The following is a 15,928-nucleotide window of genomic DNA, read 5'->3' on the forward strand; positions in this document are numbered from 1 at the left end:
ATAAAAAACCAAGAAGCGTTTAAGCTCCAAGAAAGTTAAATACGACCTTGAAGCTTAAAATGAGAGATGGTATCTACTATCCATCCAAAATTTTTAAACATAATTTTCTCTATTTAAATAAATTGCCTCTTTATATATGAGGCTTGGGTCTGTTGATCTTTGCGGATTGAAATTTGTTCAAACTAGGGGCTATTTAATTGCGTCGCGAGGTTTGTAACCAGTGGGCCAAGTAAAAACCGAGCAAAGCTTACGCGTCCTGCTCACGCCTATTTATGGGGAATAACCACACCGCATAGGCTTTACCTTGCCTAAACCCCAAACAGACGGCTGCAAATTTAACCTTGAAAGTTCAACTGACCCTAAAGTTAAAGGCAATTTTATTGCCTTGGTTAGCATATCTATCGCTTAATTGGTAAGTGCTTAGATAATAAAGCCAAGTCTACAGAGTATTTTAAAATTGATAATATCCCTATTTACTTAATCAGTTTATAGTAAATATATATAATAGATGATGAGGCTATTGAGTAGTTCTTAAGTTAGAGTTTTAAAACAGCGCTTAAAATCGCTTTACAGCTGTGTTTATTGGCTACTTTTAGCGTATTTACGCGAACGGGTTTATTTATATTCGCTATTAGCGCATACACCTTAGTTATATGTTGAGTAAGCTGTTAAGATGCGCCGTCTTAATAATGTAGAAAGGTTATAGAAGTAACATGTCAAAATTTTTCTTTATGGGTAAGCCCGACATAATGGGTAAAAATAACAGTAATGGATTTGCGCCAAATCGTACTGCAAAGGTAGGCACAGAGTTGCACCCGTTAACGCTAATTGTAAACTCAGCTGAACGACAATCAGAAATAGAAACCATATTAGAAGAGCATTCGCTGTTTGCTTCAATTGAAGTTAAAGCAGACGTACCAGAAGATATTCGCGAACTAGACTTTGCGCTTAGCAAGTCAACACCACAAGTATTTGATAAAGTACCAGAGCGTAACGCACCTTGTGTATGTGGTAGTGGCAAAAAATATAAAAAGTGTTGCGGTTAGTTTCTTAACAACTAAATATGTAGCCTTTCTTTTTTCATCGGTATTAAATAAAAATGCCACTGACCTTGAGCCAGTGGCATTTTTTAATGTTAACCAATTATATGTTTAACTACTTACGTGGCTCGTAATCAATTCTAAATATAACCGTGTACAGTACCGGCACTACAATGAGCGTAAGTATAGTTGCAAAGCCTAAACCGAACATTATGGTTACCGCCATTGACTGGAAGAACACATCAAATAATAGTGGGATCATACCTAAAATAGTGGTTATAGCGGCCATTGCAACTGGTCGCACACGGCTCACTCCGGAGTCAAAAACGGCCTCATAAGGTGATTTACCTTCACTTAATTCAAGATTTATTTGATCGACCAATACAATGCCGTTTTTAATTAGCATACCGCTTAAGCTTAATAAACCAAGTAGCCCCATAAAGCTAAACGGCGCATTCATTGCTAACAAGCCCGCGCTTACACCAATAATAGCCAAAGGCACTGTTGCCCAAATAATTAGTGGTTGTTTAAGCGAGTTAAAAAGTAATACGGTAACTGCAAACATAGCTAAATAACCCAGTGGTAATGAGCCAAATATTGCTTTTTGAGCATCGCTTGATGACTCGTATTCTCCGCCCCATTCAAGTTGGTAACCGCGCGGTAGCTCCATGTTTTCAATTGGACCACGAATACGCGCAAATAGTTTTGCAGGTGTTTCATCACCTAATACATTGTTATCGGCCATTACCGTGATTGTACGTTTGCGATCGCGTCGCATTATTAAGCTGTCTTCCCACTGCACAATAAATTCGTCTACAACTTGGGTCACTGGTACAAAAACACTCAGTACAGGACTATATATTTGAAGGTCGTGTACGCTTTCTACGTTTAAGCGCTCGTTTGCCGGAGAGCGTGCAATAATAGGTAGTAACTGCGTACCATCGCGATATACACCCACTTGTTTACCCGAAAGGCTTGTTAGTAATACATTGTCTAGGTCTGATTTACTAATACCTAATCGACGTGCTTTTTGCTCGTTAAATTGTGGGCGAATCATTTTGGTACGTGCGCGCCAGTCATCACGAATATTGTAGGCGCCATCGTCGTTACCAATAAGCTCTTTAGCCTTAGCAGCTAGTTGTCTTAGAATAACAGGGTCAGGGCCTGAAAAACGTGCTTCTATTTTTGCATCAGTAGAAGGGCCAATTTCCATCGGTTTAATTTTAAGCTGTGCAGAAAGCGCATGATTGCTTGAGTAATCGCGCACTGTTTGCATTACAGTTGCTACGGCTTCTCTGTCGGCAACACGAATAATCAATTGCCCATACGCCGGGTATGATTTTTCTGGTGCGTAGGTAAGCATAAAGCGCGGTGCACCTTGCCCTGTTGTGCTTGTTACTTCTTCAACAAGGTCTTCTTTTTGTAAAAACTCTTCAAGTTTTTTAACGCCCTCAATAGTTGAGCGAATATCAGAACCTTGCTCTTGCCAGTAATCTACATAAAACATAGGCGTATTAGATGCAGGGAAGAACGACTGTTTTACAGAGCCAAAACCAACAACCGCAGTACACAGCAAAACAACCATTAATATAAGCGTGGTTTTTCTAAAGTGCAGTGCTAAATCTAAAATCGCTTTATAACCATTAAAAATAAACCCTTTGTATGGGTCTTCATCTTCTTGGCCTGCTTCGTTTTTAAATTCGTTTTCTTTGAACATTAAATTAGCAAAAAATGGCGTTAAGGTAATCGCTGTGATCCAGCTTAATAAAAGCGAAATAAACAACACCCAAAACAAGCTACCGGCAAATTCACCGCTGGCATCAGAGCTTAAGCCAATTGGCGCAAACGCAGTAACCGCAATTACTGTTGCCCCTAGTAATGGCCATTTTGTTTGCTCAACAATATTAATAGCCGCTTTTAGTTTTGTTTGGCCACGTTTGAGGTTTATAAGTATGCCTTCGGTGACCACTATGGCGTTATCAACCAGCATTCCCAACGCAATAATAAGAGCACCTAACGATATACGTTGTAAATCGATAGCAAACAACTTCATAAATATAAATGTGCCAAGTACGGTAAGTAGTAAAATACCACCAATTAAAATACCGCTTTTTAAACCCATAAATAACAGTAGTACTACAATAACAATCGCTATGGCTTCAAGTAGGCTGATAATAAAACCATCAACCGATTTTTGAACCTCTTGTGGTTGGTTGTATACCGAATTTATGTGAATACCATGAGGGCGTTGATACTCAAGTGAGGCTAAGTGATCATCAATGTGTTTACCCACATCAACTACGTTAACGCCCGAGGTAAACGAAACACCGATTAAAAGTGCTTGCTTATCATTAAAACGAATAATGTTACTAGGTACTTCTGCGTACTCTCTGTAAACCTTTGCTACGTCACCTAAATAAATAAGCTCATTAGCGCCAGGCTTTGAGATTAATAGTGTTTCGAGCTCTTTTACATCTTTAAACTCGCCAGTAGGGTGCAATCGAATTGATTCATCGCCTACGCGTATTTTACCTGCGTTAGATACCGTATTTTGTGATTGCAATAATGCAAAAATATGGCTTGGTGCAATACCTAGTTGCGCAAGTTTACGGGTAGATACTTCAACCATTACTTGAGCTTGTTGTTGCCCTGCAACCGTTACTTTACTAACACCTTTAACAAGGACTAGTTCGCGCTTTAAAAAATCGACGTAATCTTTTAGTTCATCATACGAGTAACCATCGCCAGTTACCGAATACATAACACCGTAAACATCGGCAAAGTCATCCAAAATAGTACTTGGGTAAACACCACTGGGTAATGACGGAGAAAGGTCGTTAATTTTACGACGCATTTCATCCCAAATTTGGCGCAGTTGCTCTTTTCGATAAGTACTTTTCATTTCTACCGAAATTTGCGACTTACCGTTAGACGAAATAGACGTAACGTAATCAACATACGGTAATTGCTGAATCGCGTTTTCAAGAGGAAAAGTCACTTCTTCTTCAACTTGTTGCGGCGACGCGCCAGGGTACATAGTAATAACCATGGCTTTTTTAAGGGTAAACTCAGGGTCTTCTAGTTGTCCTAAATCAAAGTACGACACACTACCGCCAATTAATAGCAGCAGGGTAAACATCCAGCTTATTACTTTTTTCTCTATGGAGAGTTGTGCAAAGCTCATAATTATAAGCCTCGCTCTTTATTCCATGCTCTTACTTTCATGCCTTCTTTTAATGAATGCACACCGGCAGAAACCACAATTTGACCTTCTTCAATGCCACTTAACACTTCAATTCCATCGCGGTGCAATTGGCCAATTTTTACGGCCTGCTTATGAACCTGACTAGTATTTGAATCAAAAAGCCACACGTAAGCGTTATCTTTAATTGTTTCTTGCGGCTCAGAAAATACCGATTCAATAGGTAAAATAGTATATGAAACTTGCGAGCGCGTTACCTTGCTTAAATCAATAAGCACGCTGCCCGTCATACCTGCTAGTAAATTAAAGTCCTCAGGTACTGGTAGCGAAAACACAACCTTATAAGTAAGCGTTGCTGGATCTGCTTGGGTATCCCACTCTTTAATATCAAGTGTGTACTGTTTATCGTCAAAGCCGTCAAACTTTACTGTAGGGTGGTAATCGGTGCCTTTTTTAAAGCGAGCCACTATTCTTTCAGGAACCTGAATTTCTACATCCATTAAATCGCGTGTTTCTAAGCGTAATATATTTTGCTTGGCTTGAATGTTTTCAAAGTTTTTAACAAATACTTTAGCAACCGTGCCCGAGAAGGGCGCGCGTAGTTCGCTGTACTCAAGGTTTGTTTGTGCAATTCTAAATGCCGATTCGGCAATTTGCATATTAGCAGTGGCTTGATCTAGTTCTGATTGGCTGGTGATTTTTTTCTCAAACAACTGCTCAATACGGCCAAGTTGTGATTTTGCCAGTTCAAAGCGTGCTTTACGCTCGTCAAACTGTAATTGAAAATCTTCTGGGTCTAGCTTTGCTAATAAATCGCCTTTTTCAACGTGTTCACCAGCAAGTACCGGAAACTTAATAAGTTCGCCATTTACTCTAAAAGCAAGGTAAGAGCCTTGGTTTGCAACTACCTCAGCAGGAAAACTACGAATGTTAATTTGAGAATCATGACCTATGTTGAATAATTTAACTGGGCGAATGGGCTCTTCTTTAACTTGTTGTTCTGGTTCAGAACAGGCAAGTAAGCTTAGTAGTGTCGTAGTTAATAAACATAGACGAAAGAGTTTCATGTCTTCTCCGTTGCAATGATGGCAAAATAATTAAGTGCAGGATACGCTGCAAACATATAAAATAAAAATCATTAAATTTTAGAAACTCAATAAGTTTTACTTATAATGTTGTCGAGCTGTATATGAAGCTGAATCAATTACTAATTTTAGATGCAATAGTGCAAAGTGCAAGCTTAAGCGGGGCAGCATTAAAGCTGCATAAAACACAGCCTGCACTTACACTCGCCATTAAAAACTTAGAAGCAAAAATAGGATTTGAGTTACTAGACAGAAGTAAGTACCGATTACAGCTTACTGAAAAAGGGCGGATTTTTCACAGGGAAGCACTGCAGTTATTACATGCTAATGACGAGCTGGCACAACTTGCTAAAGAGTTAGCATTAGGCAATGAGCCCCAATTTAGAATTTGTTATGAACAAATTTGCCATCTGAACAGTTATAACGAGATCATAAGTAATACTTTTAGGTTGTTTAAGCGCACAGAGTTTAACTTAACCAGCGGAAAACGCTTTGTTTCACTCGAGCAAGTCAACAGTGGCATTGCTGAACTTGGAATAGGCCCTTGGTTTGATTTATTTCATGCAACAGGGCCTTTAGAAAGTCTACCAATAGGTAAACTTAATATTGGCATTGTTGCATCTACTCAGGGTTTTAAAAAAAACATGACGTTTAGTGAATTACAAAATTGCCCATGTTTAGCCATGTTCGAAAGCGACTTGAGTATCGACAGTGATAGGCTTTCATATTCAAAAAGTTCAGTTTTGATGAAAATAGACGACGTAACTAACTTAAAGTCGTTTTTACTAGCGGGCTCTGGCTGGGCAATGATGAACATAGATTACTGCGCCCCTGAAATAGAAGCTGGGCTTTTACAGCAAATACATATTAACGACAGAGAGGATCAGTTTGGCATAGAAGTGCGCGCATTTAGACGCGATGCGATTCACCATGGCCCTGTAGCGAGAACTATTTGGGAGCAGTTTAAAGTACTTAGTGAGGCGTATTTAAATGAACGCAGATATTGATAAAGAACCCCTTATTTATACTGTTATCGCAGGCATTCCAATAGGTAAAGTAGCAAGCTACGGGCAAGTTGCAGGCCTTGCTGGCTATCCTCAAAACTCACGATTGGTGGGGCGTTTATTAAAAGTGATGCCAAACGACTCGGTTATACCTTGGCATAGGGTAGTGAATAGCCAAGGTAAAATATCATTCCCAGCGGGTAGCGAAAAATACCAAGAACAACGCGAAAAGTTATTATCAGAAGGCGTACTGTTTAAAAACGACAAAGTAAATATGCGCGAGTGCCGGTGGGAGTGATGTGATTATTATCGGAGAATAAGTGCCAGCTGCTGACTTTCAAGGCGTGAATCGAAACTCTGCTGGATGGCATCTACGGCTTAACCAACTTACCTAGTGATGTAGGTCGGATAGGTGGCGAAGCCACGCCATCCGACACAGTAAAATACCTTGCCAATTATTATCAATATTTTATGTTGTCGACTGGCTGGAGAGTGGCATGAGCGGACTGTCATAACCTTAGTCTCTTGTTAGGTTACTGTTTACTCATACGCTTAATTATTAGCGGAATTAACGATATAACAGATAATAAACCGACTAGAAATGGTTCGTAATTCCCAGAAGGATCATTGAACCACATACCAGATACAAATATAGAAATAACTAGAAAAATAACCTCTAGTACCCACAGTACTCTTTCTATTGGTGATTTAACGGTACTATGTTTTAACTCTAATGTTTTAGTATTAAGGTTATTCTCAAATATAGCCAAATTATTTGCCATATCAGCTTCTACTTCAGGAAGCATTCTTTCGAATAAATTTGGCTTACCGACTAACTCAGTACTTTTTTTAAAAATAGCTATGCTTTCAATTTTAAATTTTAGTTGGGCATCAGAAGCTAGTTGTGAAATGTCCGTCTCTAATGAAGGGGAATATTTTAGGTTTAACGCATCGCAGTATGAAAGAACTTCTAAATATAGTTCGTGTGTTAGTTCAGAAATCATTTTCATGGTTTCTTTGATAGTTGAGCCTGAACGAAGTGAACCAGACGCCGAATGTTTATTTAGCATTTGCTTGAATTTTTCTTCTAATGAGGAGGTGGCTTCTATCAAAATTAATCGAATTTTCTCTTCATAGTTTTGTTTATAATCGATATTCATGCTGAATCCATTCAAAGTAACCTAACGAGGCTGTTAACAGGCAATAAAACAGTTGGTTAAAATAAGTGACGAAGGAGCAAAAAACAACTGTTTTTTGTCCTTGTTTGACAGCTTGTTATGGCGATACTCAAGTAAGCTAACGAGGGTGTTTATTTTTATCAAAGTCAAATAAGCTATTATTTTCGATAAGGTAAGCCATTACTTTTTCAATTATTTTATATTCTTTTTGCTTTGGACCAACACTATTTGATTTTCTACGTACCGTCATCATAAGACCATAGTTTTCTAAATTACTAGATGTGATGTATGTATCTACATTAACTTCTGCACCTTGACGCTTATACATTCGAATCCATAAGCAATTTTTACTGGGGTTATGGTACATAAATGTAACAACACCAAATGGTGTTTCTATTTTTTTATGCAGTTCGGCCTCCATTAATGCAGGAGCTAAAGTATTAAAGTTCATTTATTCTCCAATGGTGGAATCAAATATTTAATCGCCATAACTTTATCAGAGGACACTTTCCCTTTTTTAGCGTGAAAGCGTCCTTATTTTGTGAACTTACATTAATAGCAAACAGTTTAAGTCATTGCCAGCTATAAATATTATGCTTTCTGTTATTTATATAAACATGTAAAAAAGAGGAAAGTTTCCTCTTATTCTTACTAAGTTAATGACAACTTCTCTGAATGACCGCTGCTCGCTCAAACCAGACCAATCTAATTGGCTTAACCAGCTCAATAAACATAGTTACTAATCGAAATATAATGACATACACACCCAGCAATAACAAATAAGTGCCAAATAGCGTGGCTAAACTGGGTGCTTTTAGCGCTGTAAAATAATGTACCTAAACTATAAAAAATACCGCCAGCTAGTAGCCAGTAAAGTGCGTTTACATCAACACTAGAGTAGAGCGGATATACAATAGCCAGTGCAAACCAACCCATGAGTAAATAGGTGGCGAGTGATATTTTTTTATTACCGTTTTTTACAAGTACTTTGTACGCAACGCCCGCCAGTGCTACCGCCCATATAAAGGTAAGCGTAGCCCATGACCAAACACCGTTTAGCGAGATTAATAAAAAGGGGGTGTAAGTGCCGGCAATGAGTAAGTATATGGCGCAGTGATCGCACTTTTTATAAAAGGCTCTTAAGCGCGGTTGAATACAACAATCAATAAACAAGACATCCATCCTAAATTTGCACTTTCTAAGGTTAATGACTAAATTTCAATTAGTCTAAAAAGTGAGTAGGTGTTTTATGGCTATTGCAAGAAAACGTCAGGTAAGTTTGGTTGATACAAAATATTATCACTGTATTTCACGGTGCGTACGCCGTGCATTTTTATGTGGCGAGGACCGTTTTACAGGCAAGTCTTACGAGCATCGACGAGGCTGGGTTGAAGATAAGCTGCTTGAGTTAGCCAAGGTATTTTGTATTGATGTATGTGCTTATGCCGTAATGAGTAACCACACCCATTTAGTACTGTATGTTGATGATAAAAAAGCGAATAGGCTGAATGATAAAGCGATTATTATTCGCTGGCATAAACTCTGTAAAGGCACCGCACTTACGCAAAAATATATGCAGGGTGAAAAGCTAAGTAAAGTTGAACTCATCTTTTTTAATCAAACAGTAAAGCAATACCGAGAGCGCCTATCAAGTATCAGTTGGTTTATGCGGCTATTAAATGAAGGTATTGCTCGCAGAGCAAATAAGGAAGATAACTGTACCGGCAGGTTTTGGGAGGGACGCTTCAGGTCACAAGCACTTCTTGATGAAGCCGCACTTGCCGCTTGTATGGCGTATGTAGATTTAAACCCCATTAGAGCCAAAATGGCAAATACACCAGAAGAATCTGACCATACGAGCGTTCAAAAGCGACTAACATACGCAAAAGATGGCAAACAACCAAAACAACCAAAACAACTACTTCGCTTTGCTGGTATGCCACGCCAAATAATACCAAAAGGGCTGCCGTTTGAGCTTAAATCGTATCTAGAACTTGTTGAATTAACAGGACGTTGTATACGAGAAGACAAGCGAGGGTATATTGAAAGTACACACTTGCCTTTACTAGAAAGAGTGAATATATCTCCAGAAAACTGGTTAAAGCTTACAACCCAATTTACTCGCGTATTTCATGGTGCAGTGGGCAGGCCATCCTCACAAGCAAGTTACTGTGAAAATTTAAACCGCAAGCGGCGGGCAAATATCAGTAATTGCGAAAAGCTACTCGCATAAGACTTAAACTTCTTAGTAAGAAATTAAAACTGTAATTATGCAGTTATTCTCATACGTGTAATTTAGGTTTAAGGGTGCTAATGACTTACTAAATGGATGAAATTAAAATAACCCTGTAGGAAAGGTAAATAATTAACCTAAAAAGTAGATTTTATGGCACAGTTTTATTTTTTAATTGGAGTGGCTGTCTAGTTTAGTTTTATCAAGCTCGATTTACTTCAATGGATGATAAGATTCTGTGGCTATATGCACAAGGTATGAGCACCCGTGATATCGTTAATGCATTTGACAAAACAATAAACAAGACATCCAACCTAAATTTGTGATCAACTGATATAAATTAAGTTCAATTCGGGCTTAATTTATTTGTGTATAAGATGTATGCCGATAGGGTAATAACGGTAGCAGCTCTCAACAGAGTCTTTAATATGTTCATTTTTATACTCTCTTTGCTATCAGCTTGGCGTTGCTTTCTTATCCCAAGAAAATTTTTGAAAAGGCTTATCCACTGGCGTTTTTGCAATGTGATTAACATAGTTACTGATCACTTTTTGAGACACACCAAGAATGATTTCTAATAACTGACGTTGAGCATAGCCTGCGGCGAAAAAAGCAGAAATATCTTCATCTGAAACATTACCTCGTTTACGGACGACATTCAGTGTCATATCCTGTAGGGCTTGAAGTTTCGGGGTTGGCATTGCTTTTTGATCTCTTAATGCTTCAGTTAATGACGGGTCAACTTTCATACTGTTTGCGATAGCGGTATGAGCCGGAACACAATAGGTGCAATTGTGTTCAACATTAATGGTTTGCCATACAACCGTGAGTTCGTCTTTATCGAACGATGTATTAATAAAGAGTTTACCTAGCTCTTGATAGGCCATTAAAAGCTCTGGTGCTTCGGCCATTACCCCGTGTAAATTAGCAATCATGCCATTTGTTTTAAGGGAGGCTGCTAGTATTGCTTTGCTTTTTTCTGGTGCTGTTTCTACGTTATGAATATTGAATGTGTTCATTTTTATGCCTCTTATATAGTGTAGTGGTATAATTTTTCAGTCGTTATTGAATAGTTATTAAGTCGTTATTGTGAAACTAACTCTGTTAATATTTGCTTATAAGCCTCAACCGTGCGAGAGCCATTAACGAGTACTTCATTATTAAAAATTAAAGTGGGTACCACAGAAATCCCAAGCGTATGCCAGCTTGAAACCTTCTCAGCAATACGGTGTTTAGTTTTTGGGTTATCTAATACGTCAGACAAATCAGTTATCGATATACCCACTTTTTGAGCCAATTGCGCAAGTACATTTCTGTCTGAAATGTCTTTTTGGTCAGTAAAAAAGGTATTAAATAACTGCTCTTTCAGCTCAGTTTGTTTACCGGAGTCTTTTGCATAATCCAGCAAAGTATGTGCATCAGTCGTATTGACGACACGTGACTCATCTGTGAAATTAAAAGTGAACCCCGCTTCCTTACCTAGCTTCGTGATATTGGCGCGATTTGCATCACCTTCTTGCTTAGTTCTTCCGTACTTACGCGTTCCATAATCGTAAATATTTTCACCTTCTGGTGCGATATCAGGATTAAGGAAGAATGGCTGCCATGCAATGGTAACCTTGTCTTGTAAGTCTAATTCAGAGATGGCTTGTTTTAGCCGTGTATAGCCTATTGCGCACCAAGGGCAAACGGCATCAGACACAAAATCTATCTTTATCTTTTTAGTCATAATATCCACCAAGTGGTTAATCATTGTTGATGGACGTATTATGAATTAACCTCTTGGATAGATAATCATGAGTTTTTTCCAATAATTGTGGAAGTATATGCCACAATAGATATCCGAATATATTGGGATAAGAGTTTAAAATAGCTTTAACACTTATTAATAAAGGCTTAAGTTGACACTCATGACAACTGCGTTTCTGTTCGTGTTGACAGGAATGACCACAATGATAACGAAGTGAGAGGTTTTTTTATGGACATAGCAACTAGGCTTGACCTATTTCTTGATGTCGTCAGGCAAGGTTCATACACTAAGGCCGCTGATTTAAGGCTCATGGATAGATCTTCACTATCTAAACAAATCAAAATATTGGAAAGTGAGCTAGGTATTCGTTTGCTTAATCGCTCCACACGTTCACTTTCGTTGACAGAGGCTGGAAAAGAAGTATTAAAACAAGCTGAGTCGGTCAGGCAGACTATTTCTGATACTCATCGTATTGTTGAGTCTTTTCATGGAAAACCTAAAGGCTTACTGAGAATAACGAGTCCTACCTTGTTCGGTAAGTTGTATGTGCAAAAAGCCATTGAAATATTCATGAAAAAATACCCTGATACAGATATTCAATTAGACCTTGATAACAAAGTATTGAATGTAATCGAAGACAGATACGATATTGCATTTCGAATTGGTGATGTACAAGATTCAAATTTAGTCGCTAGAAAACTGGCCAACAATAAAATTGCTATTTTGGCATCAAAATCATTCATTGAACAATACGGCACCCCTAAAACACCCGAGGAACTGGTTAAGTTACCTGCCGTTTTTTTCTCAAACGGTGGGCTTGTAGTCAATAAGATCCCAATTGGACGAGATTCAAAAAATGGAGAGTTTAGACTTTGGGAATTTAAAGGCAGATATAGAGTTAATGAACAAGAATTGGTGCTTGGTGCTATAAAGTCTGGGCTAGGCTTCGGTGTACTAGCCCTATATATGTTAGGTGACAATATAAAAAGATTTGATTTGGTACCGCTGCTAACAAACTACGCCTTACCGGAGCCTTTTGGTGCTTTCTATGCCGTATACCCTCATAGAAACCCAACACCATTAGTCAATAAATTCCTTGAGACTTTTAAAGAAACAATAGGAGACGTCCCTGTTTGGGAAAGCTACATCGATGATTACGCAAGTTACTATCAATAAATCATTTATCTATTTTTATCTAACATCAGTTCTTTACTGTGAGTTAAATAGTTAAACATATCGATATCACGAATTTTATTAGGTCCGCTTTGTTGGAAAACTTACCATTAGGATATCAACCGATAACATCAAAAAATCTAAAAACATACGGTTTGCTTGAACGGCTGGTTTTCGCTTAAACCAGATCAATCTAATTGGCTTAACCAGCTCAATAAACATAGTTACTAATCGAAATATAATGGCAAACACACCCGGCAATTACAAACAAATGCCAAATTGCATGGCTAAACTGTGTGCTTTTAGCACTGTAAAATAATGTCCCTAAACTATAAAAAATACCGCCGGCAAGTAGCCAGTAAAGTGCGTTTACATCAACACTTGAATAGAGCGGATATACAATAGCCAGTGCAAACCAACCCATGAGTAAGTAGGTGGCGAGTGATATTTTTTTATTACCGTTTTTTACAAGTACTTTGTATGCAACGCCCGCCAGTGCGACTGCCCATATAAAGGTAAGCGTAGCCCATGACCAAACACCGCTTAGCGAGATTAATAAAAAGGGGGTGTAAGTGCCGGCAATGAGTAAGTATATGGCGCAGTGATCGCACTTTTTATAAAAGGCTCTTAAGCGCGGTTGAATACTGGCGTGGTACAAAGTGGATGACAAAAACAGCACAAATAGGCTGCTGCCATAAATTGCAGTACTAATATACGCTTTAGTGCTGGTGGCTTGGCTAAATAGATCCCACATTACAAATACGGCAAAAATAATACCGAGTGCATGGCTGATTACGTTTAGTTGTTCTTCTTTACGGGAATAAGGCGCTTCTAACGACATAACTGTTCCTACCACTATTGGAATTAATTTCAGTGTACAACTGTACGCTGAAAGTTTCAATCTTAGCTGTGAGTAATTCTAAATAACTTTATTTGATACGCTACTTTAGCTTTTACTTGATTTTAAAGAGAATTAATTCACTATGTTGGTGTCTAGTGTAATACATATTACGAGCTGAAATAACCATGAAACAAGATTTAAAAGCTGCTTTACTTACCGCTATTGTTTACCCTGGAGCGGGGCATTTTTCTTTAAAAAAACACCTAATAGGCGCTATTTTTGCGGGTGTATTTTCTGTTCTTTTAATTTTAACCCTACAAGATATATTTGCGATTGCACAGTGTACTGCAAATGAAATTGTACACGGAAAAATCCCCATGTCGGTTACGGCTATTTTAAAAGCCGCGCAACAACCTTCTGACGCCTGCGCTAAACTCGCTGAATATAAATATGTGCCTTTAATGGCTATAATTTGGGTGCTGAGTATGGCTGATGCATACCGTTTGGGCAGAAAAGTACTTCCTACTAAAAAATAAGCCACTTAATCAGAACTCGGTTTGGTTGGCTTATTAATTTTCTTCCCGCATATTTATCTCTGATATTTAGCTGTTATTGATGGCGGTAATAATTATTATTACCGCCTTTTCATTTTTATACATATTTTTTGTAACCGAGAATTTTTGCCCGCATCATGTAAACATCGTGTAAATGCCTGTATATACCCAGTAAAATCCTCAAACCTCGTTAAATTGCCTGCTTGTTGATATTTAGTTAATTAAAATCCTTCTGCTTGTACCTTTTTGTTCATTTAATGTTAATAAATAAATGATACTTTCTGCTCGCCAAATTAACTTTGTTTAATTGTTAAGTATTGGTTTGCTATTAATTTATTACGTCAATCAATGACGACTGATAATTTCAATTTAAGGAAATACTATGAATTACAGTTCAAATAATCACAACAGGAAGGATTTTAAAGTGGCGAGCTTATCGTTAGCTTTATTATTAGGATGCTCAACAATGGCCAATGCTGCTGTTGATAAGTTAACGGTAAGTGGGAATCAAGTTCTTGCGGGTGGAGAAAACACAAGCTTTGCAGGGCCTAGCTTATTTTGGAGTAACACGGGGTGGGGCGCTGAAAAATTTTACACAGCAGAAACAGTGGTAAAGGCAAAAACTGAATTTAATGCAACATTAATTCGTGCAGCTATTGGCCATGGCACAAGTACGGGTGGCAGTTTGAACTTTGATTGGGAGGGCAATATGAGCCGTCTTGATACTGTTGTAAATGCAGCTATTAGCGAAGATATGTACGTTATTATTGATTTTCATAGCCATGAAGCACATACCGATCAAGCAACAGCCATTCGATTTTTTGAAGAAGTAGCCACTAAATATGGTGACAACGATAATGTTATTTATGAAATTTATAATGAGCCATTACAAATTTCATGGGTTAACGATATTAAGCCTTACGCCGAAACAGTTATTGATAAAATTAGAGCAATCGACCCTGATAACTTAATTGTGGTTGGTACGCCTACATGGTCGCAAGATGTTGATGTAGCATCGCAAAACCCAATTGATCGCGCCAATATTGCTTACACTCTGCATTTTTATGCTGGCACGCATGGTCAATCGTATCGAAATAAAGCACAAACAGCACTCGATAACGGTATTGCTTTGTTTGCCACAGAGTGGGGAACGGTTAATGCTGATGGCAATGGTGGTGTTAATGGTAATGAAACCGATGCATGGATGGCATTTTTTAAAACAAACAATATTAGCCACGCTAACTGGGCTTTAAATGATAAAAACGAAGGTGCATCGTTATTTACTCCAGGCGGTAGTTGGGATTCATTAACAGCGTCAGGCACTAAAGTTAAAGAGATCATTCAAGGATGGGGTGGCAGTAATGGCAATGTTAATTTAGATAGCGACGGGGATGGCGTAAGTGATAGCCTTGATCAGTGCGATAATACTCCCGCAGGTACAGCGGTTGATAGTATTGGCTGCGCGGTAACCGACAGCGACGCTGATGGCATTAGCGATAGTGTTGATCAATGTCCTAATACACCAGCAGGTACAAGTGTTGATAATGTAGGCTGTGCTATTGAAGTTGTTGAACCAGCAAGCGATGCTGATAACGATGGAGTGAATGATGATATCGATCAGTGCCCTAATACACCCGCTGGTACAAGTGTGGATACAAATGGATGTAGCGTTGTAAGTTCAACAGATTGCAACGGTATTAATACGTATCCTAATTGGGTGAACAAGGATTACGCAGGTGGTCCGTTTACTCACAATAACACCGACGATAAAATGCAATATCAAGGCAACGCATACAGCGCAAATTGGTACACAAACAGCATTCCAGGAAGTGATGCTACATGGACGCTTCTTTATAGTTGTAATTAAG

The 15,928-nt window shown here is 38.4% G+C and carries 14 protein-coding genes and 1 pseudogene; 7 read left to right on the forward strand and 8 right to left on the reverse strand.

Going from position 1 to position 15,928, the window contains the following annotated elements; all coding sequences use genetic code 11:
* The first annotated feature begins 713 nt into the window (after window positions 1-713).
* Window positions 714-1,046, forward strand: a complete 333-nt coding sequence (locus tag I6F53_RS16775) for a PBPRA1643 family SWIM/SEC-C metal-binding motif protein (protein ID WP_197240404.1) — start codon at window positions 714-716, stop codon at window positions 1,044-1,046.
* A gap of 109 nt (window positions 1,047-1,155) precedes the next feature.
* Here I6F53_RS16775 and I6F53_RS16780 read toward each other — a convergent pair whose 3' ends face one another.
* Together I6F53_RS16780 and I6F53_RS16785 are read right to left on the reverse strand one after the other, a co-directional pair.
* Window positions 1,156-4,224 (reverse strand): efflux RND transporter permease subunit, encoded by a 3,069-nt coding sequence (locus I6F53_RS16780; RefSeq protein WP_197240405.1) that lies wholly within the window; start codon window positions 4,222-4,224, stop codon window positions 1,156-1,158.
* A 2-nt stretch (window positions 4,225-4,226) separates the two neighbouring features.
* Window positions 4,227-5,309, reverse strand: a complete 1,083-nt coding sequence (locus tag I6F53_RS16785) for an efflux RND transporter periplasmic adaptor subunit (RefSeq protein WP_197181710.1) — start codon at window positions 5,307-5,309, stop codon at window positions 4,227-4,229.
* Window positions 5,310-5,431: 122 nt separating this feature from the next.
* Between I6F53_RS16785 and I6F53_RS16790 the strand changes: the two genes are divergently transcribed.
* Together I6F53_RS16790 and I6F53_RS16795 are read left to right on the forward strand one after the other, a co-directional pair.
* Window positions 5,432-6,334, forward strand: a complete 903-nt coding sequence (locus I6F53_RS16790; RefSeq protein WP_197181711.1) for a LysR family transcriptional regulator — start codon at window positions 5,432-5,434, stop codon at window positions 6,332-6,334.
* Window positions 6,318-6,629 carry an MGMT family protein gene (locus I6F53_RS16795; protein ID WP_197240406.1) on the forward strand — a complete coding sequence of 104 codons (312 nt, stop codon included), beginning with the start codon at window positions 6,318-6,320 and terminating at the stop codon, window positions 6,627-6,629. Before I6F53_RS16790 ends, I6F53_RS16795 begins: the two co-directional genes overlap by 17 nt.
* A 235-nt stretch (window positions 6,630-6,864) precedes the next feature.
* Here I6F53_RS16795 and I6F53_RS16800 read toward each other — a convergent pair whose 3' ends face one another.
* The 3 genes and pseudogenes from I6F53_RS16800 to trhA (I6F53_RS16810) all read right to left on the reverse strand — a co-directional run.
* Window positions 6,865-7,491, reverse strand: coding sequence for a hypothetical protein (locus tag I6F53_RS16800; protein ID WP_197240407.1), 627 nt, complete (start codon window positions 7,489-7,491; stop codon window positions 6,865-6,867).
* 136 nt (window positions 7,492-7,627) lie between these two features.
* On the reverse strand, window positions 7,628-7,960 hold the full coding sequence (locus I6F53_RS16805; protein ID WP_197240411.1) for a hypothetical protein: 333 nt from the start codon (window positions 7,958-7,960) through the stop codon (window positions 7,628-7,630).
* Window positions 7,961-8,232: 272 nt separating this feature from the next.
* Window positions 8,233-8,664 (reverse strand): annotated as a pseudogene (gene trhA / locus I6F53_RS16810) (PAQR family membrane homeostasis protein TrhA); the annotation flags it as partial.
* Window positions 8,665-8,758: 94 nt separating this feature from the next.
* On the opposite strand from trhA (I6F53_RS16810), the gene I6F53_RS16815 reads away from it, so the two are divergent.
* Window positions 8,759-9,742, forward strand: coding sequence for a transposase (locus I6F53_RS16815; protein WP_197240412.1), 984 nt, complete (start codon window positions 8,759-8,761; stop codon window positions 9,740-9,742).
* Window positions 9,743-10,197: 455 nt separating this feature from the next.
* On the opposite strand, the gene I6F53_RS16820 is transcribed toward I6F53_RS16815, so the two are convergent.
* Both I6F53_RS16820 and I6F53_RS16825 read right to left on the reverse strand, forming a co-directional pair.
* Complete coding sequence (locus tag I6F53_RS16820) at window positions 10,198-10,761, reverse strand: carboxymuconolactone decarboxylase family protein (RefSeq protein WP_197181714.1); 564 nt, start codon at window positions 10,759-10,761, stop codon at window positions 10,198-10,200.
* Between the two features lie 65 nt (window positions 10,762-10,826).
* The gene (locus I6F53_RS16825; protein WP_197181715.1) at window positions 10,827-11,471 is read right to left on the reverse strand and encodes a DsbA family oxidoreductase; all 645 of its coding nucleotides are present in this window, start codon (window positions 11,469-11,471) and stop codon (window positions 10,827-10,829) included.
* A 249-nt stretch (window positions 11,472-11,720) separates the two neighbouring features.
* Between I6F53_RS16825 and I6F53_RS16830 the strand changes: the two genes are divergently transcribed.
* Window positions 11,721-12,668, forward strand: a complete 948-nt coding sequence (locus tag I6F53_RS16830; RefSeq protein WP_197181716.1) for a LysR family transcriptional regulator — start codon at window positions 11,721-11,723, stop codon at window positions 12,666-12,668.
* A 208-nt stretch (window positions 12,669-12,876) separates the two neighbouring features.
* On the opposite strand, the gene trhA (I6F53_RS16835) is transcribed toward I6F53_RS16830, so the two are convergent.
* Window positions 12,877-13,506: a PAQR family membrane homeostasis protein TrhA gene (gene trhA, locus I6F53_RS16835; protein ID WP_165741652.1), complete on the reverse strand. Its 630-nt coding sequence runs from the start codon at window positions 13,504-13,506 to the stop codon at window positions 12,877-12,879.
* 185 nt (window positions 13,507-13,691) lie between these two features.
* Between trhA (I6F53_RS16835) and I6F53_RS16840 the strand changes: the two genes are divergently transcribed.
* Together I6F53_RS16840 and I6F53_RS16845 are read left to right on the forward strand one after the other, a co-directional pair.
* The gene (locus tag I6F53_RS16840; protein ID WP_166420552.1) at window positions 13,692-14,042 is read left to right on the forward strand and encodes a hypothetical protein; all 351 of its coding nucleotides are present in this window, start codon (window positions 13,692-13,694) and stop codon (window positions 14,040-14,042) included.
* Between the two features lie 400 nt (window positions 14,043-14,442).
* Entirely contained in the window at window positions 14,443-15,927 is a 1,485-nt protein-coding gene (locus I6F53_RS16845; protein WP_197240413.1) for a cellulase family glycosylhydrolase, read from the forward strand.
* Window position 15,928: the final 1 nt, after the last annotated feature.

The sequence above is a fragment of the Pseudoalteromonas sp. SWN29 genome, assembly GCF_015864465.1.
Lineage (GTDB): Bacteria > Pseudomonadota > Gammaproteobacteria > Enterobacterales > Alteromonadaceae > Pseudoalteromonas.